Source organism: Luteococcus sp. Sow4_B9 (assembly GCF_052116585.1).
Classification (GTDB): domain Bacteria; phylum Actinomycetota; class Actinomycetes; order Propionibacteriales; family Propionibacteriaceae; genus Luteococcus.
In genome coordinates this window covers 220141-241713 of record NZ_JBQKKT010000001.1, presented here as the reverse complement: position 1 = coordinate 241713, position 21573 = coordinate 220141, and the positions used below count along the sequence as shown (strand labels likewise).

The 21573-nt window shown below is 67.4% G+C and carries 19 protein-coding genes; 3 read left to right on the top strand and 16 right to left on the bottom strand.

What is annotated here, in order from left to right:
* Positions 1-45: 45 nt before the first annotated feature.
* From trpB to gatC, 11 genes are all read right to left on the bottom strand, one after another.
* Positions 46-1302, bottom strand: a complete 1257-nt coding sequence (gene trpB / locus ACTQ49_RS01095; RefSeq protein WP_441825989.1) for a tryptophan synthase subunit beta — start codon at positions 1300-1302, stop codon at positions 46-48.
* 69 nt (positions 1303-1371) lie between these two features.
* Positions 1372-2160: an indole-3-glycerol phosphate synthase TrpC gene (trpC, locus tag ACTQ49_RS01090; protein WP_441826045.1), complete on the bottom strand. Its 789-nt coding sequence runs from the start codon at positions 2158-2160 to the stop codon at positions 1372-1374.
* Complete coding sequence (locus ACTQ49_RS01085; protein ID WP_441825988.1) at positions 2160-2429, bottom strand: hypothetical protein; 270 nt, start codon at positions 2427-2429, stop codon at positions 2160-2162. Before ACTQ49_RS01085 ends, trpC begins: the two co-directional genes overlap by 1 nt.
* Positions 2426-2944, bottom strand: coding sequence for a Trp biosynthesis-associated membrane protein (locus ACTQ49_RS01080; protein ID WP_441825987.1), 519 nt, complete (start codon positions 2942-2944; stop codon positions 2426-2428). Before ACTQ49_RS01080 ends, ACTQ49_RS01085 begins: the two co-directional genes overlap by 4 nt.
* A complete protein-coding gene (locus tag ACTQ49_RS01075; RefSeq protein WP_441825986.1) occupies positions 2941-4476 on the bottom strand; it encodes an anthranilate synthase component I in 1536 nt (511 codons plus the stop codon). Before ACTQ49_RS01075 ends, ACTQ49_RS01080 begins: the two co-directional genes overlap by 4 nt.
* Positions 4473-4832, bottom strand: a complete 360-nt coding sequence (hisI, locus tag ACTQ49_RS01070) for a phosphoribosyl-AMP cyclohydrolase (protein WP_441825985.1) — start codon at positions 4830-4832, stop codon at positions 4473-4475. The genes ACTQ49_RS01075 and hisI overlap by 4 nt, the downstream gene beginning before the upstream one ends.
* Before the next feature lie 130 nt (positions 4833-4962).
* The gene (locus tag ACTQ49_RS01065; protein ID WP_441825984.1) at positions 4963-5436 is read right to left on the bottom strand and encodes a hypothetical protein; all 474 of its coding nucleotides are present in this window, start codon (positions 5434-5436) and stop codon (positions 4963-4965) included.
* Positions 5437-5677: 241 nt separating this feature from the next.
* Positions 5678-7045, bottom strand: a complete 1368-nt coding sequence (locus tag ACTQ49_RS01060) for a nucleobase:cation symporter-2 family protein (protein WP_441825983.1) — start codon at positions 7043-7045, stop codon at positions 5678-5680.
* A gap of 92 nt (positions 7046-7137) precedes the next feature.
* Positions 7138-8628: an Asp-tRNA(Asn)/Glu-tRNA(Gln) amidotransferase subunit GatB gene (gatB, locus tag ACTQ49_RS01055; protein WP_441825982.1), complete on the bottom strand. Its 1491-nt coding sequence runs from the start codon at positions 8626-8628 to the stop codon at positions 7138-7140.
* Positions 8625-10172, bottom strand: coding sequence for an Asp-tRNA(Asn)/Glu-tRNA(Gln) amidotransferase subunit GatA (gene gatA, locus ACTQ49_RS01050; protein ID WP_441825981.1), 1548 nt, complete (start codon positions 10170-10172; stop codon positions 8625-8627). Before gatA ends, gatB begins: the two co-directional genes overlap by 4 nt.
* Positions 10172-10498: an Asp-tRNA(Asn)/Glu-tRNA(Gln) amidotransferase subunit GatC gene (gene gatC / locus ACTQ49_RS01045; protein ID WP_441825980.1), complete on the bottom strand. Its 327-nt coding sequence runs from the start codon at positions 10496-10498 to the stop codon at positions 10172-10174. Before gatC ends, gatA begins: the two co-directional genes overlap by 1 nt.
* A 135-nt stretch (positions 10499-10633) precedes the next feature.
* On the opposite strand from gatC, the gene ACTQ49_RS01040 reads away from it, so the two are divergent.
* Both ACTQ49_RS01040 and ACTQ49_RS01035 read left to right on the top strand, forming a co-directional pair.
* A complete protein-coding gene (locus tag ACTQ49_RS01040; protein WP_441825979.1) occupies positions 10634-11272 on the top strand; it encodes an amino acid-binding protein in 639 nt (212 codons plus the stop codon).
* Positions 11273-11415: 143 nt separating this feature from the next.
* Complete coding sequence (locus ACTQ49_RS01035; protein WP_441825978.1) at positions 11416-12519, top strand: acyltransferase family protein; 1104 nt, start codon at positions 11416-11418, stop codon at positions 12517-12519.
* 51 nt (positions 12520-12570) lie between these two features.
* Here the strand turns inward: ACTQ49_RS01035 and ACTQ49_RS01030 are convergent, their stop codons facing one another.
* From ACTQ49_RS01030 to ACTQ49_RS01015, 4 genes are all read right to left on the bottom strand, one after another.
* Positions 12571-12777, bottom strand: coding sequence for a hypothetical protein (locus ACTQ49_RS01030; protein ID WP_441825977.1), 207 nt, complete (start codon positions 12775-12777; stop codon positions 12571-12573).
* Between the two features lie 141 nt (positions 12778-12918).
* Positions 12919-13917, bottom strand: a complete 999-nt coding sequence (locus tag ACTQ49_RS01025; protein WP_441825976.1) for a hypothetical protein — start codon at positions 13915-13917, stop codon at positions 12919-12921.
* Complete coding sequence (gene mnmA / locus ACTQ49_RS01020; RefSeq protein ID WP_441825975.1) at positions 13917-15014, bottom strand: tRNA 2-thiouridine(34) synthase MnmA; 1098 nt, start codon at positions 15012-15014, stop codon at positions 13917-13919. Before mnmA ends, ACTQ49_RS01025 begins: the two co-directional genes overlap by 1 nt.
* A gap of 99 nt (positions 15015-15113) precedes the next feature.
* On the bottom strand, positions 15114-16316 hold the full coding sequence (locus ACTQ49_RS01015) for a cysteine desulfurase family protein (RefSeq protein ID WP_441825974.1): 1203 nt from the start codon (positions 16314-16316) through the stop codon (positions 15114-15116).
* Positions 16317-16587: 271 nt separating this feature from the next.
* On the opposite strand from ACTQ49_RS01015, the gene glgX reads away from it, so the two are divergent.
* The gene (glgX, locus tag ACTQ49_RS01010; protein WP_441825973.1) at positions 16588-18771 is read left to right on the top strand and encodes a glycogen debranching protein GlgX; all 2184 of its coding nucleotides are present in this window, start codon (positions 16588-16590) and stop codon (positions 18769-18771) included.
* Positions 18772-18880: 109 nt separating this feature from the next.
* Here glgX and ACTQ49_RS01005 read toward each other — a convergent pair whose 3' ends face one another.
* On the bottom strand, positions 18881-21442 hold the full coding sequence (locus tag ACTQ49_RS01005; protein WP_441825972.1) for a glycogen/starch/alpha-glucan phosphorylase: 2562 nt from the start codon (positions 21440-21442) through the stop codon (positions 18881-18883).
* Positions 21443-21573: the final 131 nt, after the last annotated feature.

Sequence of the window (21573 nt, the reverse complement as noted above, 5' to 3'; positions counted from 1 at the left end):
CATCGGTGAAGGGCGTGCCGGGGTAACCGGTCTCGTTGCGGCTGCTCACTTCTGCTCCATCCGTCCGGCCACGTCGTCGACGCTGCCGTCGATGCCGAAGTACTTGATCGCGGTGTCGACGTCCTTGTCGCCGCGACCGGAGATGTTGATCACGATCAGCGGCTTGGTCTGCGGGTCCTGACTGGTCAGCTCGAGCGCCAGTCGACGCGCGCCGGCCACGGCATGGGCCGACTCGATGGCGGGCATGATGCCCTCCGTCTGGGTCAGCAGCTTGAGGGCATCCATCGCCTCCGCGTCCGTGACAGGCAGGTACTGGGCCCGGCCAGTCTGTGCCAGCCAAGCATGCTCCGGCCCGACTCCCGGGTAGTCCAGGCCGGCCGAAATGGAGTGAGACTCGATCGTCTGACCGTCCTCGTTCATCAGGACATAGGTCCGCATGCCGTGGATGACCCCCATCCGGCCAGCGGTGATGGTGGCAGCATGGCGTCCGGTGTCCACCCCGTCGCCCGCGGCCTCGAAGCCGTAGAGGGAGACTTCAGGGTCATTGACGAAGTCAGCGAAGATTCCCATCGCATTGGAGCCACCACCAACGCACGCCGCCACGGCGTCGGGCAGCCTGCCGTAGCGCTCCAGAACCTGGGCCCGAGCCTCGGTGGAGATGATCCGCTGGTACTCCCGCACGATCTTCGGGAAGGGAGCCGGGCCCGCCACGGTCCCGATCAGGTAGTGCGTGGTGTCAACATTGGTGACCCAGTCCCGCATCGCCTCGTTCATGGCGTCCTTGAGCGTCATCGAGCCTGCCTCGACGGCCACCACCTCGGCGCCCAGCATCTGCATGCGCGCCACATTGAGCGCCTGACGCTCCGTGTCCACCTTGCCCATGTAGACGCGGCACTCCAGCCCGAAGAGGGCCGCTGCGGTGGCGGTTGCCACCCCGTGCTGCCCGGCACCCGTCTCGGCGATGACCCGGGTCTTGCCCATCCGCTTGGTGAGCAGCGCTTGGCCCAGCACATTGTTCACCTTGTGGCTGCCGGTGTGGTTCAGGTCCTCGCGCTTGAGCACGATGGTCACGCCCTGCGATCCTTCGGCCGCACAGTGCTCGGCGAAGCGATCGGCCTGCCAGATCGGGGTCGGGCGGCCGGCGTAGTCTCGGCGCAGCCGCTCGAGCTCGGCGTGGAAGGCAGGATCGCTGTTCGCGTCGACGAAGGCAGCCTCCAGTTCGTTCAGGGCGGCCTGGAGGGCCTCCGGGACGAAACGACCGCCGAAGTCGTCGAAGTGGCCCTGTGCGTCGGGCAGGCTCATGGTCTCTCCAAACACTGCAGTTCGACCCGAGCGCCGGATTGCGTCGGGTCCTTCGGTGCGCTCGACGGATCAGCCGCGGGCTGCGGCCGAGACCATCTCGCGGATCGCCGCAGCCGGATCGCCGTGACGCACGAGGGCCTCACCCACGAGCACGACGTCCGCGCCCTGCCGGTGGACGAGCGCCGCGTCCTCCGGGCCGAGAATTCCGGACTCCGCCACCTTCACCGTCTGGTCGCCCAGCAATTCCACCAGGCGCCCGAACTGGGCCAAGTCGACGTCGAGCGTCTTGAGATTGCGGTTGTTGACGCCCACCAGCTCGGCTCCCAGATCGGCGGCCCTGCGGGCCTCCTCCGCCGTGTGCACCTCCACCAAGGGTGTCATGCCCAGGTCCTGCACCAGCTGGTGCAGTCTCGCCAGCTGGGAATCGTCCAGCGCTGCAACGATCAGCAGCACCAGGTCCGCGCCGTGGGCGCGGGCCTCCCAGACCTGGTACTCGTCGACGACGAAGTCCTTGCGCAGCACGGGGATCCGCACGCGCTCACGTACGGCGTCCAGATCATCCAGCGAGCCGTTGAAGCGGTGCTTCTCCGTGAGCACACTGATGGCGCTGGCCCCGCCCAGCTCGTACTGGGCAGCCAGCGCCGCGGGGTCCTCGATGACGGCGAGCGCGCCCTTGCTGGGGCTCTTGCGCTTCACCTCACTGATCACCGACAGGCCCGGCTCGCGGAAACGGGTCAGGACATCCAGCGGCGCCGGCGCGGACTGGATCCGCAGTTCCAGGTCAGCCAAGCTGGTGACGGCGCGGCGCTCCGCCAGGTCGGAGCGCACGCCGACGATGATCTCGTCGAGGACCGTGATCACAGGTCGCGAGCCGGGGTGCCGTAGCCGGCGCCCTTCATGACCAGGGTCACGATGCCGCCGAGCAGCACGATGGCGCTGCAGATGATGATGGCGGTCCAGCCGCCCTTCTCGAAACCAAAGCTGCCGAACCAGGTCAGGCCGAGGAAACCGGCCATGGCAATCCAGGTGCCGGCCCAGGCGGCCGGCGACTTGCCCTCCTCGTAGTGCAGCTGGCGCTCGTGCTTCACACGCAGCTTCGGAGTCTTCGACGACGTGCTCTGGCTCATTGGTCCTCCTGGTCGGCCCCCGACGGTGCGGGGCGCGGCGGGCGAGTCTGGTCGGGAGAAGTCTCCCGCGGCTCGAGACTACCGCCAAATCCCTCCTCGGTGGGGTCAAGTCCGGCGTCCATGGCCTTCCAGATGTCCAGATCCCCGCCCAGTGCCCCCGGTGCGGACGCGGAACGCTCGAAACGCGACGCCCGGTGTGGCCAGCGGTGCGCCGTGAGGATCTGGAGCAGTCCTGCAATGACGGCCAGGGCCACGGACAACCAGAGCCGACCGGCACCGTTGGCACTGCTCACCACCAGGACGAGACCTGCAGCCAGCAGGAGCTGCACAAGACCCACCAGTCGCCGTCCCCAGACCCCAAGCAGGGCCGCGAGTCCGACCGAGGCCAGCAGCGACCACCCCAGCGCCCGCGACGTTGCTGCCAGCGTTCCGGCGTGGGCCGCCCAGACGATGGCCAGCACGGCACCAGCTGCCGCCGTGAGCCAGCTCAGCAGTCTCAGCTGGGCGGGCTTCACTGGTCGACCCCGTCCGCCGGGCTGAGATCGCGCAGCGTCTCGGCCCGACGGATCGCCGTCAGCACGGCGCGGGCCTTGTTCTGCGTCTCCAGGTTCTCGCTGGCCGGCACGGAATTGGCCACGATGCCGGCTCCGGCCTGGACGTGGGCGACGCCATCCTTGAGCACCGCGGTCCGGATCGCGATCGCGGCGTCGGCATTGCCGGCGAAGTCGAAGTAGCCCACCACTCCCCCGTAGACGCCGCGACGCGTCGTCTCCAGCTCGTCGATGATCTCCATGGCGCGCACCTTGGGAGCACCCGAGAGCGTGCCGGCCGGGAAACAGGCCAGCATCACGTCGAGGCCACTGTGGCCCGCGGCCACCTGGCCCGTCACGGCCGCCTCCATGTGCATGACATGGCTGTAGCGGCGCACGTGCATGAACTCGGTCACTTCGATCGTGCCCGGCACGCACACCCGGCCCAGGTCATTGCGTCCCAGATCCACCAGCATCAGGTGCTCGGAGCGCTCCTTCTCGTCGGCCAGGAGGTCCAGTTCGAGCTCGCGGTCCTCGACGGGCGTCGCCCCGCGCGGGCGGGTGCCGGCGATCGGATGCGTGGTGGCGATGCCATCGTTCACGGTGACCAGCGCCTCGGGGCTGGATCCGATCACGTCGAAGCCGGGCATCCTGAGCAGGAAGAGGTAGGGGCTGGGATTGGTGTGGCGCAGGGATCGGTAGATCTGCAGCGCCTGGGCGCGAGTGGGCAGGTCGAAGCGTTGGCTGGGCACCACCTGGAAGATCTCCCCTGCCCGGATCTGTTCCTGGGCCTGGCGCACCATGGCCTCGAACTCGTCGTCGCTGCGCTGGCGCACGAGCCGGCTGTCAGCGGGCTCTTCCTGTAGCGCCGCCAATGGGCGTCCGGGCTGGCAGAGGGTGTGGGCCATCGACTCGACGCGCGCAACGGCGTCCGCATGCGCCTGCTCCAGCCGTTCTGGTGAATCGTCGAAATTGACGGCATTGGCAACCAGCCAGACCTCCCCCTTGTGATGGTCCAGCACCACAAGGTCGCTGGCCAGCATCATCACCAGTTCGGGCACCTGCAGGTCATCGACACAGCTGTCGGGCAACTGCTCCAGTCGCCGGACCACGTCGTAGCCCAGATAGCCAACCATGCCCTGGACGAAGGGCGGCAGCTCCGGGTCCCGCTCTGTGTGCAGGATTCGCAGGGTCTCCTTGAGCACCGTCAGTGGGTCACCCTCCGTGGGCAGTCCGACGATGGATCGGCCAAGCCAGTGGGCCTGCTGGTCGCGCTCCGTCAGGGTCGCGGCGGCATTGACGCCGATGAAGCTCCAGCGAGACCACACCCCGGCATCGGCCGACTCGAACAGGTAGGTCAGTTCGCGATCCCCGCAGAGGCGGTCGTAGATCGCCACGGGCGTCAGGTCGTCGGCCAGCAGTCGGGCATGAACGCTGATCACGCGACGTCCGGCCACCGCCTGCTCCCGAAAGCCATCAAGAGAGGGTTCCACGCGCAGATCCAGCCGACTACTCATGACTGCACCACGCGGTCGTCCGCCAGGAGCAGGTCGGCCTCGAAGCAGGTCGAGTCCCCGGTGTGGCAGGCGCCGCCCGCCTGGTCGACGCGCATCAACAGGGTGTCCCCATCGCAGTCCAGACGCACCTCGCGCACGTGCTGGGTGTGACCACTGGTCTCGCCCTTGACCCAGTATTCCTGGCGGCTGCGCGACCAGTAGGTGGCCTTGCGGGTGGTGAGTGTGCGGTGCAGGGCCTCATCGTCCATCCAGGCCATCATCAGCACTGCGCCGGTGGTCGCATCGACGACGACGGCGGGAACCAGACCGTCGGAATTGCGCTTCAGACGCGCAGCGAGAGTGGGTTCAAGGGGCATGCCCACCATTGTGACCGATTCCGCAGCGGGCGCCGGCCCGGGACAGCGGCTGGACCCCGCGCCTGACGACATCGGGGGTGTGACCTGGTCACACCCCCGATGTGCCGGTCTGTCAGACCGGGAGAAGGATTCAGCGGTTGACGGTCTGCGTCGCCTTGTAGGTGGTGCCGGCGATCTCGACGGTGCCGCGGACGGTGCCGGTGGTCTTCTTTCCGGCGTCAACCCAGCCGTTGACCTGGACGTCGCTGCCCACCATGCCCTCGTCGACGACGAAGGTCAGGACGGCCATCGCGGGGTTGCAGCGGACCAGGGTGGCCTCGGTGTTGACCCAGCCGGTGGCGGTGGAGTAGCCGGTGGACAGAGCGGAGCAGTCGACCATGGGCGAGGACTGGGCGGTCATCGTGACGGTCTGGCCGACCATGTCCTCGGTGATGGTGGGGGTGGCGACATACCAGCGGAAGTTGTTCTCCTGGTTGATCCAGGCATCGGCGCTGGAGAAGGAGGCCCAGGCGCTGGCCTCGTTGGGGGCGGCGAAGGCGGCCGGAGCAGCAGCGAACGAGATGGCGGCAGCGACGACGGCGACAGCTGCACGGGAACGGATCATGATCTCTCCTGTCGGGGGAACCGACCGCTGGACCCTCCAGCAAGTCGGGCACCTCTCATAGTTCTGCATGATTGCCTCCAATTCCTTACAGTGAAGGAACCTTTGGCCTTTCGTCCGCCCCGTGCAGACCTTGGTCTGAGCAAGCAATGTGCTTCAGTCCGCAGTACCGACGGCGGACTGCCGCCAACGACCCCTGGGCTGCCGCTTCTCGAAGGTTTCTGTCCTTCACCACGAAGGTCTGTCATTCCTCGAAGGGTTCGGGGGCCGGAACAGCCTCCATCTCATCGCCCAGAGCGCCCTGGCTCGCGTGCCGACCATTCAGCAGCAGGTTCAACAGCACGGCGCTCAGCGCAGCAGCCGAGATGCCCGATCCGAGGATCATCCCCAGCCAGGTGGGCACCTGCGCATAGAAGTTCGGTACTGCGATCGGGAACATGACCAGCGCCAGCGAGGTGGCGACGACGAAGATGTTGTTGCCGCGTTCGAAGTCCGCCTGCTGCAGGGTCTGGATGCCGGCGGCCGCAACCGAGCCGAACAGGACCACGCCGGCACCGCCCAGCACCGCCGAGGGAACACAGGCCACCACCCGTCCCAGCAGCGGGATGATGCCCAGCAGGAGCAGCAGGACTGCACCGGCCGCCACGGTGTAGCGGGACTTCACCTTGGTCACCGCCACCAGACCAACATTCTGGGCAAAGGCCGTCGGTGGAGTGGAGTTGAAGACCGGAGCAATGACCGTCGCCAACATGTCGGCCCGCAGCCCGTCGGCGATACGCTTTTCGTCCACGTCCGTGCCCACCACCTTGGCGACGGCGAACAGGTCCGCCATGATCTCCATCATCGTCACGATGATCACGATGGTCATGGAGATGATGGCGCCCAGCTCGAACTGGGGCGCGCCGAACGCGAAGGGTTTGGGCAGGGCGAGGATGGCTCCCTCGCCCACCGTGCTGAAATCCGCTTCACCGAAGGCCGCTGCCACGAGCGTCCCGACGACGATGCCGACCAGGATGGCCACGCGAGCCAACGCCCGGATGCGGGTGCACAGGAGCACCACCGCCAGCGTGAAGCCGGCCAGCAACAGATTGGTGACCGACGCGCCACCCTCGGCCTGGTTGGTGATCCATCCAGCAGCCACCGGCAGGAGCGAGATGCCCATGGCCGTGATGATGGTGCCCGTGACCACCGGCGGGAAGAAGCGCTGGATCCGGCTGAACAACGGCGCCAACACGAAACCGATGACGCCCGCCACCATCACCGAGCCGTAGATGACCGGCATGCCACCGCCAGTGGCCAGGATGGCCAGCATCGTGGAGACCGCGCCAAAGGTGGTGCCGTTCACCAGGGGCAGCTTGGCGCCCAGTCCGGGCAGGCCGAGGCTCTGCAGGAGTGTGGCGAGCCCGGATACGAACAGCGCGGCGGCCACCAGCATGCCCACCTGGTCAGCGGGAAGTTCCGCGGCAGTGCCGATGATCAGCGGCACGGCGATCACACCGCCGTACATGCTCAGGACGTGCTGGAAGCCGTAGAGGAAGGCCTGCCCAACCGGCAGCCTCTCGTCCTCTGGGCGGATCGTGGACGGTGCGTCGAGGACGCTGGGGCTGCTCACTGCGGACATTCCTTTTGACGAGGTGTGGGAGAACTCGGGTCGGTGGGTGGCCCACCGCAGCACCTGCGGTGGGCCCCCGACTGGTCACTGGTTCAGGCGAGCTTCTCCATGATGAGCTCACGCACGCGGCCGGCATCGGCCTGTCCCTTCATGGCCTTCATCACCTGGCCGATCAGTGCGCCAGCTGCCTGGACCTTGCCGTCACGGATCTTGTCCGCCACGTCGGGATTGGCTGCGATGACATCGTCGACGGCGGCGCCGAGGGCGCCGTCATCGCTGACCACGGCGAGTCCGCGCTGTTCGACGATCTGGGCGGGCTCGCCCTCCCCTGCCACCACGCCGTCGATCACCTGGCGCGCCAGCTTGTCATTGATGGTCTTCGCATCCACCAGCTTCTGCAGTTCCACCACCTGCACAGGGCTCATGCCGACTGCCTCGAGTTCGACGCCGGCCTCGTTCGCCCGACGGGCCAGCTCCCCCAACCACCACTTGCGGGCGGCCTGCGGCTTGGCACCCGCCGTGACGGTGGCCTCGATCAGATCCAGTGCGCCGACGGCCTCGATGTCGCCCATCTCCCGCTCCGACAGCTGCCACTGCTCGATGATGCGCTTGCGATGCTCGGCGGGAGGCTCCGGGAGCGTGGCGCGGAGCTCCTCAACCCACTCTCGACTGGGGGTGATCGGAACCAGATCCGGCTCCGGGAAGTAGCGGTAGTCCTCGGCCTGTTCCTTGGAGCGGCCCGGGGTGGTGTACTCCCCGTCCTCGTGCCACATCCGGGTCTCCTGCTTGACCTTGCCACCCTTGGCCAGGATGGCGCCCTGACGCATCATCTCGAAACGCAGCGCGCCCTCGACGGAGCGCAGCGAGTTCACATTCTTGGTCTCGGTGCGGGTGCCCAGCACCGTGGACCCCTTGGGCATCAGGGAGACATTCGCGTCGCAGCGCATGTTGCCCTGCTCCATCCGCGCCTCCGACACTCCGAGGGCCTTCATCATGTCGCGCAGGTAGGACATGTAGGCGCGGCCCACCTGGGGCGCGTAGGCGCCGGTGCCCATGATGGGACGGGTGACGATCTCCATCAGGGGCACGCCAGCGCGGTTGTAGTCCATCAGCGAATAGTCGGCCCCGTGGATGCGGCCCGCGCCCCCCACGTGCAAGCTCTTGCCGGCGTCCTCCTCCATGTGGACGCGCTCCACGTCGACGCGGAAGGTCTGACCGTCAACCTCGACGTCCACCCAGCCGTCGTGGCAGATGGGTTCATCGGACTGGCTGATCTGGTAGTCCTTGGTCATGTCCGGGTAGAAGTAGTTCTTCCGTGCAAAACGGGAGAACTCGGCGATCTCGCAGTTGATGCTCAGACCGATCCGAATGGCCGACTCCACGGCCTTGCCGTTGACCACGGGAAGCGAACCGGGCAGGCCCAGACAGACCGGGCAGACGTGCGTGTTGGGCGCGCTGCCGGGCTCTGCGGAACAGGCGCACCACATCTTGGACGCGGTGTTCAATTCAACGTGCACCTCGAGGCCGAGAACCGGGTCGAAGCGCTCGAGCACCTCGTCGTAGTCCATCAGTTCGTCGTTCATGCCTGCTCAGCCTTCCGGGTCAGCGTGTTCTCCAGGGCGGGTGCCTGCTCCAGCAGCGGGCCGCCCCACTTCTCTGTGAGGAGCGCCTCCAGCGCGGCCCCGACGCGGTACAGGCGGTCATCGGCCATCGGCGGAGCCATCACCTGGAAGCCCACAGGAAGGCCGTCCTCCGGGGCCAGGCCCGCGGGGAAGGAGGCGGATGCATTGCCCGCCATGTTCGACGGGATGGTGCACAGGTCTGCCTTGTACATGGCGATCGGATCGTCCTGGTGCTCGCCCAGCCGGAAGGCCGTGGTGGGCGTCGACGGGCTGACCAGCACGTCGCACTGCTCGAACGCCGCGTCGAAGTCGCGCTGGATCAGTGTTCGCACCTTCTGCGCCGAGCCATAGTAGGCGTCGTAGTAGCCGCTGGACAGGGCGTGGGTTCCGATGATGATGCGTCGCTTGACCTCGTCGCCGAAGCCCTCGCCACGGCTGAGCCGCATCACCTGTTCGGTCGAGTGCTGGCCGTCATCGCCGACGCGCAGTCCGTAGCGCATGGCGTCATAGCGGGCCAGGTTGGAACTCACCTCGCTGGGCATCACCAGGTAGTAGGCCGGCAGTGCGTAGTCGAAGTGCGGGCAGCTGACCTCGATGATCTCGGCACCGGCCTGCCGCAACAGCTCGACGGCCTCGGTGAACCGCTGCTCCACGCCGGGCGCATAGCCTTCGCCACCGAACTCCTTCACGACGCCGATCCGCATCCCCTTCACGTCGGCGGTCCGCACAGCGTCCACCACGGCCGGCACGGGGGCGTCGATGGAGGTGGAGTCCAGCGGGTCGTGACCCGCGATCACCTCGTGCAGCAGCGCGGCGTCCAGCACCGTGCGGGCGCACGGGCCGGGCTGGTCCAGACTGGAGGCCATCGCGATGATGCCGAATCGGCTGGCGCCACCGTAGGTGGGCTTCACGCCGACCGTGCCGGTGACCGACGCCGGCTGGCGAATGGAACCGCCGGTGTCCGTGCCGATGGCCAAGGGTGCCTCGAAGGCGGCCAGAGCAGCCGAGGAGCCGCCACCGGAACCTCCCGGCGTGCGGGTCAGGTCCCACGGGTTGTGGCTGGCACCGAACCAGGAGGTCTCCGTGGACGAGCCCATCGCGAACTCGTCCAGGTTGGTCTTGCCCAGGATGACCAGGCCAGCGTCCAGCAGCCTGTGCACGATGGTGGAGCTGTAGGGCGGGATCCAGTTCTCCAGCATGCGGGAGCTCGCGGTAGTGCGCAGCCCCTCATAGCAGAGCAGGTCCTTGACGGCGATGGGGACACCGGCCAGCGGGCCCAACTCCTCGCCGGAAGCGATCCGCTCGTCGACCCGGCGGGCCAACTCGAGGGCCCGCTCGGCGTCGACGCTCACGAAGGCCTTCACATCGGCGTCGACGGCCTCGATCTGCGCCAGGAAGGTGCGGGTGACCTCCTCCGAGGTCACGGTCTGGGCCGCGATCCACTCCCCCAGCTGTGCGGCGGTGGCGCCCAGGATCTGGGTGGTGTCGATCCTCTGCTCGCTCATCAGGCCTCCTCGTCCAGGATGCGGGGCACTCGGAAACGGTCGTCCTCCGCGGCCGGCGCCGCGGCGAGAACCTGTTCGGGGGTCATCGACTCACGCACGACGTCCTCACGGAAGACATTGGTCAGCGGCAGCGCGTGCGAGGTCGGGGGAATGTCCGGGCCCGCGACCTCGGTCACCCTGGCCACCGACTCGAGGATCACGTCCAGCTGGGGCGCCAATCGCGCCAGCTCCTCGTCACTCATCTCGATGCGCGCAAGGCCCGCCAAGCGGGCCACGTCATCCGGCGTCAGGGCCACGATGTCACTCCTGGGATGTCGTCCACTCATGCCGTTCTCGGCACCCGTGCATCCTAGTGGCCCGTTGCGACATTGCGGCCAACCGACCACTCCTGCGTCCCTCGCACGACTCACCCAGCGGACACGATGCAGCCCCGCCGCCGTGGGACTTGTCACAATGTGGGGATGCACCTCCTGCGCATCCAGCTCCCCGACCGCCCCGGCTCCCTGGGCGTGGTGGCCACCGCCATGGGCACCGAGGGCGCTGACATCGCCGCCATCGAGATCGTCGAGCAGCGTGACGGCTGGGTGGTCGATGACTTCATCGTCTCCGTGCCCCAGGGCCTGCTGATCGAGTCCATCGTCGGGGCCTGCACCGAGCTCGAGGGTGTCCGAGTGCTGTGGGTCTCCCGCAACCAGGAAACCTGGGGTCTGCAGGGGGACGTCAGTCTGCTCAACCGCATGCTCGACGAGCCCGCCCGTGCCTCCGAGATCCTGGTGAACGGCGCGTGCGCCGTCTTCCACACCCAATGGACTGCAGTGATCTCCCGCGACGACGCGAAGGTGCTGCTCAGCAGCAGCGTCGGCCCACAAGAGGGCGTCGAACTGTCGAGCATCGGCCCCCTCGACGCGGCGCGTTGCGACGAGATGCCAGCCAACTGGCTCCCCCACTGGCAGGAGACCCCGGTGGCCATCTGTCCCCTGGACGAGGAGCGCACCGTGGTCCTGGGACGCTCGGGAGGACCGGTCTTCCTGGATTCCGAGCTGAGACGGCTCGAGCACCTGCTCGCGCTGACCCGCCCCGCCGTTGGTCCTGAGGAGTGACTGACCCCCGACGATCCGTCCGGGGCGCATGGCAGGAGTGCCCCGCCGGCGCGGCGTAGAGTTCCCCGGATGACGACTCGGGGGAGCCAGAAGTGACTGTGACGCCACGCCGTGCGGCGGAGCCAACACCCAGCACCACGCACATGCCACGTGCCCATGCACTGGATGGTCTGCGCGGCGTCGCGGCACTGGTGGTGGTCTTCCACCACTGCATGCTGCTCTTTCCAACCTTGGCCGATCTCTACCGGGACCGTGGCGCGGCGATGACCACGCTGCCATGGTTCTCCCTCACCCCGGGACATCTGCTGTGGGATGGCGACGCCGCCGTGCTGGCCTTCTTCGTGCTCTCCGGACTGGTCCTGACACCGTCCTTCCTGCCGGGCGATCGCCCCTGGCTTCCCTACTACGCTGGACGGCTGCCGAGGCTCTACCTGCCCGTGATCGGCTCCGTCGCCCTGGCCTTGGCATGGGCCGTGCTGGTACCCCGAGTGGCTGACCCGGCGATGAGCTGGTGGACACTGATCCACGTCGACCAGGTGCAGGCCCGCGGAACATTGGACAGCATCATCCTGCTCTTCGGCATCAGCTCCCTGAACACCCCCCTGTGGTCGCTGCAGTGGGAGATGTGGTTCTCGCTGCTGCTGCCTCTCTACATCTGGATCGTGCGCCGGGCGGGAAGTCGCTCCTGGTGGCTGCTTCCGGTCTGCCTGGCCCTGGTGGCCTGGGGCACCCACGCGGACGACGGCCGGTTGAAGTACCTACCAGTCTTCATGATTGGCGTGGTCCTGGCCTCCCAGGCGCAGACCATACTGACGGTCATCGGCGGGTGGGGCCGCACCCGCGGCATCATCTGGATGACGGGTTGCCTGGTGCTGGCCAACGCCCCCTGGTGGCCGATCGGCGCTTCGGCCCTGAGCTCGTCCACCTGGAAGCTGGTCTCCCAGCTGCTGATGGTGGGTGCCGCCACGGGCCTGGTGGCCTATCTGCTGGGCAATCGACGCATGGAGGCGTGGGGCACCCGGCCGACCATCGCCTGGTTGGGAAGTCGTTCGTTCAGCCTCTACCTGACCCACGAGCCACTCGTGGTCTCCCTGCAGTACCTGCTGGGGGCCGAACACCGGGTCCTGGCGGTGGTCATGGCCATCCCACTGGCCCTGGTCCTGGCCGAGCTCTTCTTCCGTCTGGTGGAGCGTCCCAGCCACGCCGTCTCGCGACGCGCGGCCCAGTGGGCCAAGAAGCGTTCCTGAGCCTGCCCGGCCGGGGCGGGCCCCTGGATTGGGCCAGGCCCCCAGATTGGGTCAGGCCCCCGGGTTGAGGGCCTTGTAGAAGTACCAGCCCAACAGGCACAGGGCGGTCAGCGCCGCGATGAAGGCCAGGCCCACCCAGATCCGCTGACGCTTCTTGGCCTGCGTGGTGGGCACCTCGTCGGGGCCCCACTCTCCCACTCGAGGTTGCACCCGCGCGGGAGTGGGGCCATTCAGGTTCAGGTCAGAGAAGCCACGCACCAGGCCAGCCTAGCCGTCAGCCGTCGAGCCCCTGCCGAAGGCTGGCCCAGCGACCCTGCCGAAGGCGGACTCAGCGACCCTGCCGACGGCGGACTCAGCGACCCTGCCGACGGCTGCTCAACGGCCCTGCCGAAGGGCGGATCAGCGGTGCAGCTGTTCGGTCAGCAGGTCCACCGACGTCAGCAGGGCCTCCAGCTGGCGAGCAGCGGGCCCAGTGCTCCACGACGTCATCCCACAGGCCGGGGAGAGCGCCAGCCGCCCCTCCAACAACTCGGGGTCCAACCCCAGGGGGCGCAGCCGGGACAGGGAGCGAGAGACGATTCGGTCCACGGACGTGATCGTGTCCGCGGAGGTCGTGGGCACCACCCCCAGCTGCAGCCCGCGCCCGGACTCGATCCAGGGGCCGAGCCGGTCCCAGTCCGCCGGGCGCAACTGGTCCAGGTCCAGCGCCAGCCAGTCCACGCCAGCACGCTGGAGCAGGTCGGTGTCGACCCCGCCGACTCCAGCCCAGGAGGCGCAGGAATGGAGCACCACATCCGCCTCCGAGCGCAGCTGGTCGACCGTCCGGGCCAGCAGCTCGCTCACTTCGGGACGGTCCACGGGTCGATGGCGGGCGAATCCCGACGCCGTGGGCACCGCCCCGGTCAGCACTGGCGGGAGCAGCGGCTCGTCCAACTGCAGGCGCCACGTGATGTCGGGCAACCTTCGTCGCATCTCCGCGAGCAGTCTCGAGAGCCCCAGACCGAGGCTCTCTGCCACGTCGCGTCGGGCACCCCGGTCTCTGAGCACCTTGTCGCCCCGTGGCAGCTCCAGGCAGGAGACCAGGGTCCAAGGCCCCGTGCAGGTCAGGGTGACGCTGTCGGTGAAGTGCTGCGCGGCCTCTTCCAGCTCGTCCAGGTCGCGACGCAACCATCCCTTGGCACGCCCGTGGTCGACGCCAGCGGAGCCGAGACGCCAACCCTGCGGCTGCAGGTCCACGTCGAGGCCGTCGAGCAGTGCCGTGGCCCGCCCCACCATGTCCGCACCCACACCACGGGCCGGCAACTCGGGCAACCAGGCATGGTCGAAGGCCCCGAGCACGAAACCAAGGGCGCCCGGCATGTCCGTCCCGGGCAGCGAGCCCACCCCGGTGGCGAACATCAGCCCTCCTGGGCGAGCCGCGGCGAGCGGCTCGTGCCGTCGATGGTGGCACTGCCCACCACCCGGTCGCCGTCATAGACGACGACCGCCTGTCCCGGGGCGATCCCGGTTGCGGACCGGTCCAGTTCCACCACCATCTCGTCGGCGGTGGCCGTGATGGTGGCGGGCATCGGATCGCCATGGGCCCTCACCTGCGCCATGCCCCGCCACGGTCCCGGGACGAAGGACTGGGTCCAGGTGGGCCGGATGCCGCGGATCCCGTCGACGGCAAGATGCTCCTTGGGACCGACGGTGACCGTGTTGGTGACGGGCTCGATGTCCAGCACGAAGCGGGGCTGCCCGTCGGCCGCCGGGACCCCCAGCCGCAGCCCACGCCGCTGCCCGATGGTGAACTGGTGGAAGCCGCTGTGGCGGCCCAGCTCGGCACCCGACTCATCGACGAGGACCCCCTCGCGCTCCCCCAGGGCTCGGGACAGGTACCCGGCCGTGTCCCCGTCCGGGATGAAACAGATGTCGTGGCTGTCCGGCTTCTTGGCCACCCCGAGCCCCAGCTCCCGCGCCTCGGCCCGCACCTGGCTCTTGGGCACATCGCACAGCGGGAACAGGGAACGGGACAACTGCCGCTGGTCCAGAACGCCCAGGACATAGGACTGGTCCTTGGCGGCATCCGCGGCACGGTGCAGGCTGACGCCGTCGGGGCCCTCCTCCAGCCGGGCATAGTGCCCCGTGACCACCTTGTCGAAACCCAGGGCGATGCCACGCTCGAGCACGGCAGCGAACTTGATCTTCTCATTGCACCGTAGGCAGGGATTGGGCGTGCGGCCAGCGGCGTACTCTGCGACGAAGTCGTCCACCACATCGGACTTGAAGCGGTCGCTCAGATCCCAGACGTAGAAGGGAATCTGCAGCCGATCGGCGACGCGTCGCGCATCATGACTGTCCTCCAGGGAACAGCACCCGCGCGCTCCGCTGCGGAAACTCTGCGGATTCTTGCTCAGCGCCAGGTGGACGCCGGTCACGTCATGGCCGGCCGCCACCATGCGCGCGGCCGCCACGGCGGAATCGACGCCACCTGACATCGCCACCAGAACCCTCATCCAGCACCCTCCCTTGCAGAGGCACCCATGCTAGCTGCGTCCTTGGCCGTCACTCATCCCCACAACACCGGCTCCCCACAGCACCGACGCCCCGCGGGCTCAGGCCCCGGGCACATGTGCCGCACGGGCCCGGGAGACCACGTCCGGTAGCAATTCACACAGCCGGTCGATCTCCGCCGCCGTTGTGGAGCGCCCCATGCTGAATCGCACCGAGGCACTGGCCTGCTCTGCGGTCCGCCCCATGGCCAGGAGCACATCGCTGGGCTGGTGCACCCCCGCGTGGCAGGCCGAGCCCGTGGAACAGTCCACCCCGGCCCGGTCCAGCAGCATCAAGACGTCATCAGCTCGGGTCTGGTCGAAGGTGACATTGACGATGGCGGGGCTGGTCTGGTCCGCGCCATTGATGAAACACCCGGTGATGGTGGTACGCAGCTGCTCCACGAGGCGACGACGCAGGCCAGCAAGACGTGCCCGTTCGGCAGACCGGTGCGCGACGGTGTCCGTCGCGGCCGCGGCGAAGGAGGCCGCCAGCATCACCGGCTGGGTTCCGGAACGCACCCCGCGCTCCTGACCGCCGCCGAGTCCGAACGCAGTGAGGTCCACGTCTCGACGAGCCAGCAGCGCGCCGACGCCCACGGGCCCGCCCAACTTGTGGGCGGACACACTGGCCAGGTCGACGCCGGAGCCTGCAAAGTCGAAATCGAGTGTGCCCACGGCCTGCACCGCGTCGGTGTGCACCCAGGCTCCATTCCTGCGTGCCGTCTCCACCACCGGTGCCAGGTCCTGCACGGTCCCGGTCTCGTTGTTCACGGTCATCACGGAGACCATGGCCGTGGATGTGGAGGTCCGACGAGCCAGCTCGTCCGGGTCCAGCAGCCCGTCGCGGTCGCAGCCGAGCACTTCGACGCCGTCGAAACGGGTACGGGCCTGGGCCACCGCCGCATGCTCGGTCGCCCCGATCAGGACACCGCGCCGTGCGGGTCGACGAGACCCCGTCCACAGGGCGATGGAGTCAGCCTCCGAACCCCCCGATGTCAGGATCACCTCGCTGGGGTGGGCACCAAGCGCCACGGCAAGCTCCTCGCGGGCATCCTCGAGAACCGCGCGGGCCCGCCGTCCGGAGGCATGGAGCGCTGCCGGATTCCCGACGAGCCGCGCCCTACCCAGCAGGGCATCCACGGCGCACGGCAGCATCGGGGTGGACGCGGCGTGGTCCAGATGGATCCGCTCGCCTGCAGGACCCTCGGTACGCCCCCCATCAGCGCTCTGGCCAGAGATGATGGGTCGTGGGTCGGAATTCATGGTGCTGACGCTACCCCGCCTGCTCCCGGAACTGCAGAAGAGGCAACCGTGCAGTGCGGCACGCGGCCGCCATTCAGCATGTTCACAGCCGCCGCTCCGCATAGAATCGCAATTGATGGCAGACTTGGTCCTTGCGTCCGAACGGCCGCACCCCCCATGGTGCACTGGCCCGGACCATTGATCCAGTGAGGCCGGGGGTGGTCGGATGCCGCTTCCTGCCCGCATGTTGGAGCCGGGATGTCCGGTTCGTGGAAGTTAGGCACACACCAGAATGAACGAAGAGACCCCCTCCCCGGTCGATTCCTCGATCCTAGGCGCAAAGCTCCTCGATGACGGCTGTCGATTCGCACTCTGGGCTCCGCGGGCCACCCGGGTGGAGCTCTCCCTGGTGGGCGACGACCGCTCCCAGCACAACCTCGACATGGCCCGCAATCCTGATGGCGTCTGGATCGCCCACGTCTCCGGGATCGTCGCTGGTCAGCGCTACGGCTACCGCGTCCACGGCGACTGGAATCCGGACGCGGGCATGCGCTTCAACCCCGCCAAGCTGCTGCTGGACCCCTATGCCCGGGCCATCACCGCAGGTGTCGACTACTCCGGCCCGATCCTCGACCATGTCGTCGGGTCCAACTATGAGCCGGACCCGCGCGACTCGTCCGAGTCCGTGCCGCTGAGCGTCGTGGTGGCCGACTCACCGGCCCCCACCCCGATCGCGCGTCGTCGCCCGTTGTCCGAGTGCGTCATCTATGAGACCCACCTCAAGGGCTACACGAACCTGCACCCGTCCGTGCCGGAACATCTCCGGGGCACCTATTCGGGGCTCGCCTACGACGCCGTGATCGACTATCTGGTGGAGACCGGCATCAACACCGTCCAGCTGTTGCCCGTGCACCACTTCGTCAGCGAGCCCTTCATCGTGGGCCGTGGGCTGACCAACTACTGGGGCTACAACACCCTCGGCTTCTTCGCACCGCACGCCGCCTACTCGTCGGTGGGCACCCTGGGCGAGCAGGTGCAGGAGTTCAAGGACATGGTCTCCAAGCTGCACGAGCACGACATCGAGGTGATCCTCGACGTGGTCTACAACCACACCGCGGAGGGCGGCCACGAAGGTCCGACGCTGAGCTTCCGTGGCCTGGACCACCGCGGCTACTACCGGCTGACCAATGACCTGCGCAATGACTACGACGTGACGGGCTGCGGCAACTCCGTGGACACCTCGCACCCGGGCGTGCTCAACATGGTCATCGACTCGATGAAGTACTGGGTGCAGGAGATGGGCGTCGACGGCTTCCGCTTCGACCTTGCGACCACCCTGATCCGCGACGACAAGCACCACGTCAACCAGGACCACGAGTTCAAGCGTCGCGTCGCGGAGGATCCCGCCTTCGAGGGCGTGAAGATGATCGCCGAGCCCTGGGACATGGGCCCGTATGGCTACCAGGTCGGAAACTGGGGTCCTCGATGGAGCGAGTGGAATGACCAGTACCGCAACTTCATGCGCGACTTCTGGCGCGGCGCCACGCACGGGGTGGCCACCCTGGCCACCCGTCTGTCCGGTTCACCGGACATCTTCAACCACGGCGAGCGCGGGCTGGACTCGAGCATCAACTTCATCACGGCCCACGACGGCTTCACGATGCGTGACCTCACCACCTACGACATCAAGCACAACGATGCCAATGGTGAGGCCAACCGCGACGGTGCCGACGACAACCGCTCCTGGAACTGCGGCTGGGAGGGCGAGACTGTCGACGAGGGCATCAACGACTTCCGTCACCGCCAGGTGAAGAACATGATGGCCACCCTCATCCTGTCGTCAGGCGTGCCCATGATCACGGCCGGTGATGAGCTCGGCCGCACGCAGGGCGGCAACAACAATGCCTACTGTCAGGACTCCCCCATCTCGTGGGTGCACTGGGACACCCTGGACCAGTGGGGCGACCTGTCGGAACTGACGTCCACCCTGCTGAAGGCCCGCCGCGACTTCGCAGCGCTGCGCCCCACGCAGTTCCGCGACCACACCGAGGTCGTCGATGCGGAGGGCAATGGTCTGGGACGCTTCGATCTTGCCTGGTTCGATGGCTGGGATGGCGAGATGCGCGACGAGCAGTGGCACGACGGCGGGCGGCGCCATCTGGGCATGTACGTCTCCGATGCCGAAGCTGCCTTCCTGATCTTCTTCAACGGTGCGGCCAACAATGTCCTGGTGCGACTGCCCGGCGAGCCCTGGTCGCAGGGCTACCAGGTGGTGGCCACGACTGCCCATCGCTCTGAGTTGCCCGAGTCGCCCATTGCGCCCGGCCAGGAGTTCGACCTGCCGGGACGCAGCGTGACCCTCTTGCGTTGCGAGGTGCCGTCAGTGGCCCCGGTGCCGGTCCTGGACGACTTCGAGGAAGCCCTGCCCGAGGCGGAGAGTCTGCCGTCGAGCGATCGCGACGACCTGGAGTTCTGAGCTCGCGGTCGCCGGGGCCATGCCCCCGGCAACCGCCAGCGAAACCCAGAACGGCGGCTCCCCTGCAGGAGAGCCGCCGTTCGGCGTCAGCGCGCCTGGTGGCCGTCGGTCACAGGACCGGCGGGGTGTGCCAGATCTCGCGGATGTAGTCCTTCATCGAACGGTCGGAGCTGAAGTAGCCGCTGCGCGCAACGTTGAGGATCGCGGACTTGGTCCACGCCTCCTCGTCTGCGTAGTAGGCCTCCACCTTGGCCTGCGCGTCCATGTAGGAGGCGTAGTCGGCCAAGGCCATGAAGCGGTCCGAGTACAGCCAGTTCGAGACGATCGGCTCGAAGACCTGACGATCACCGTCGGAGAAGGCACCCGAGGCGATCAGGTCGATGGCACCCTTGAGGCGTTCGTCCTTCTCGTAGTACTCGGAGGGCGTGTAGCCCTTGGCACCCAGCTCGGCCACCTCCGGCTCGACCATGCCGAACAGGAAGAAGTTCTCGTCGCCGACCTTCTCCCGGATCTCCACATTGGCGCCGTCATCGGTTCCGATGGTCAGCGCGCCGTTGAGGGCGAACTTCATGTTGCCGGTGCCGGAGGCCTCCATGCCGGCCAGCGAGATCTGCTCGGAGAGCTCGGCGGCAGGGATGAGCTTCTCGGCCAGCGTGACGTTGTAGTTGGCGGGGAAGGCCACCGTCAGCTTGCCCTGGACACGCTCATCGTTGTTGACGACCTGCGCCACCTTGTTGATCAGGTGGATGGTGTCCTTGGCCATCTTGTAACCCGGGGCTGCCTTGGCGCCGAAGAGCACCGTGCGGCCTTGGACATCGGCCGGGTCGAGACGACCGCTGATGATCTCGTTGTACAGCGTCACGACGTGCAGCAGCTTGAGGGACTGGCGCTTGTACTCGTGCAGGCGCTTGACCATCACGTCGAGCATGTGGTCCTCGGGGATCACGATGCCGTCGCGCTGTTCCAGCAGCTTGGCGAGCTTCTGCTTGTTCTCCAGCTTCACGGCGCGGAAGGCCGCGTGGAACTCGGCGTCCTCCGCGTAGGGCTCCAGCTCCTGCAGACGCTCCAGGTTGTTCACCCATCCCTTGCCGATCGAGTCGCTAATCAGCGTGGACAGCGACCGGTTGGCCAGGCGGATGAAGCGACGCGGGGTGACGCCATTGGTGACATTGGTGAACTTGCCGGGGTACATCTCGTTGAAGTCCGGCAGCACCTTGTCGCGCAGCAGCTGGCTGTGCAGGGCGGCCACGCCGTTGACCTTGGAACCGGCGACGGTGGCCAGGTAGGCCATGCGGACCGAACGCTCGGGGTGCTCGGCGATGATCGACATGCGACGCACGCGCATCTCGTCATTGCCGAACTTCTCGCGGACCTCCTCCAGGAACTGGTCGTTGATCTGGTAGATCAGTTCCAGATGGCGCGGGAGCAGGCGGCCGAGCAGCGAAACGGGCCAGACCTCGAGTGCTTCGGGCAGCAGCGTGTGGCAGGTGTACGCGAAGCACTTCTGCGTGACCTCCCAGGCCTCGTCGAAGCCGAAGCCCTTCTCGTCGATCAGGATGCGCATCAGCTCGGGGACGGCGATCACCGGGTGGGTGTCGTTGAGCTGGAAGATGATCCGCTCATCCAGCTTGTGGAGGTCGAAGCCCTCCTCCAGCTGGTGGTTGATGAAGTCGGAGATGGAGCAGGCGACGAAGAAGTACTGCTGCTGCAGGCGCAGCTCCTTGCCCTGGGGCGTGGAGTCCTCCGGGTAGAGCACCTTGGAGATGTTCTCCGCGAAGGTCTGGGCGCGCACCGCGTCGGCATAGTCACCCGAGTTGAAGATCTGCAGATCGAAGGCCTTGGTGGCCTGGGCGCTCCACAGACGCAGGGTGTTCACGCGGCCGTTCAGGTAGCCCGGCACCATGTAGTTGTACGGGACGCCCAGCACATTCCAGTCCGGGATCCAGGTGGACTTCTCGTTGCCGTCGGCATCAACGGTCTTCTCGGTGCGGCCGCCGAAGTTCACCTGCACGCCGTGCTCGGGGTGGGCGAATTCCCACGGGCAACCGAGCGCGAGCCAGCTGTCGGGCTGCTCCACCTGACGTCCGTCGACGAAGGTCTGCCGGAAGATGCCGTACTCATAGCGAATGCCGTAGCCGATGCACGGCACGTTCATCGTGGCCAGGGAATCGATGAAGCAGGCGGCCAGGCGGCCGAGGCCACCATTTCCGAGGCCGGGCTCAACTTCCTGGGCGCGCAGCACCGCGAAGTCGATGCCGCACTGCTTGAGGGCCTCCTCCGCAATGTCGATCAGACCGCTGGAGAGCAGGTCATTGCCGAGCTGGCGGCCCAGCAGGTACTCGGCGCTGAGGTATCCCACCGTCTTGTGGGGGTTCTCACGCTGCATGCGCTCGGTCTCGAGCCAGCGGGCCATCAGGTAGTTGCGGACGGTCGACGCCAGTGCCATGTACTGGTCATTGACGCTCGAGTTGCTCAGCGAGACACCTTGGTTGGAGTTCAGCTCGTGCAGGAACTCGCGCACGAAACCGTCGACGGTGACCGGAGGCGTGCCTACCGGGGCCTTGGCGACGGGGTGGGTCGGGGCGAACTGGGGACCTTTGTGGCTGCCGGTGCTCGGAGACTCATCGGAGTGTTCCGGGGACATGGCGAGCTTCGCATCAGTGTTGGACACGTACCGAGACTAACTGAATTCGTGATCCTTTTCGCCTCTGCCTGGGGCACCCCTCGCGCAGGGACATGCGCGTGTGGCGAACACCTCTCACCATCCCTCGCACTGGGCACTGGCCGCCGCTAGTGTGGTCA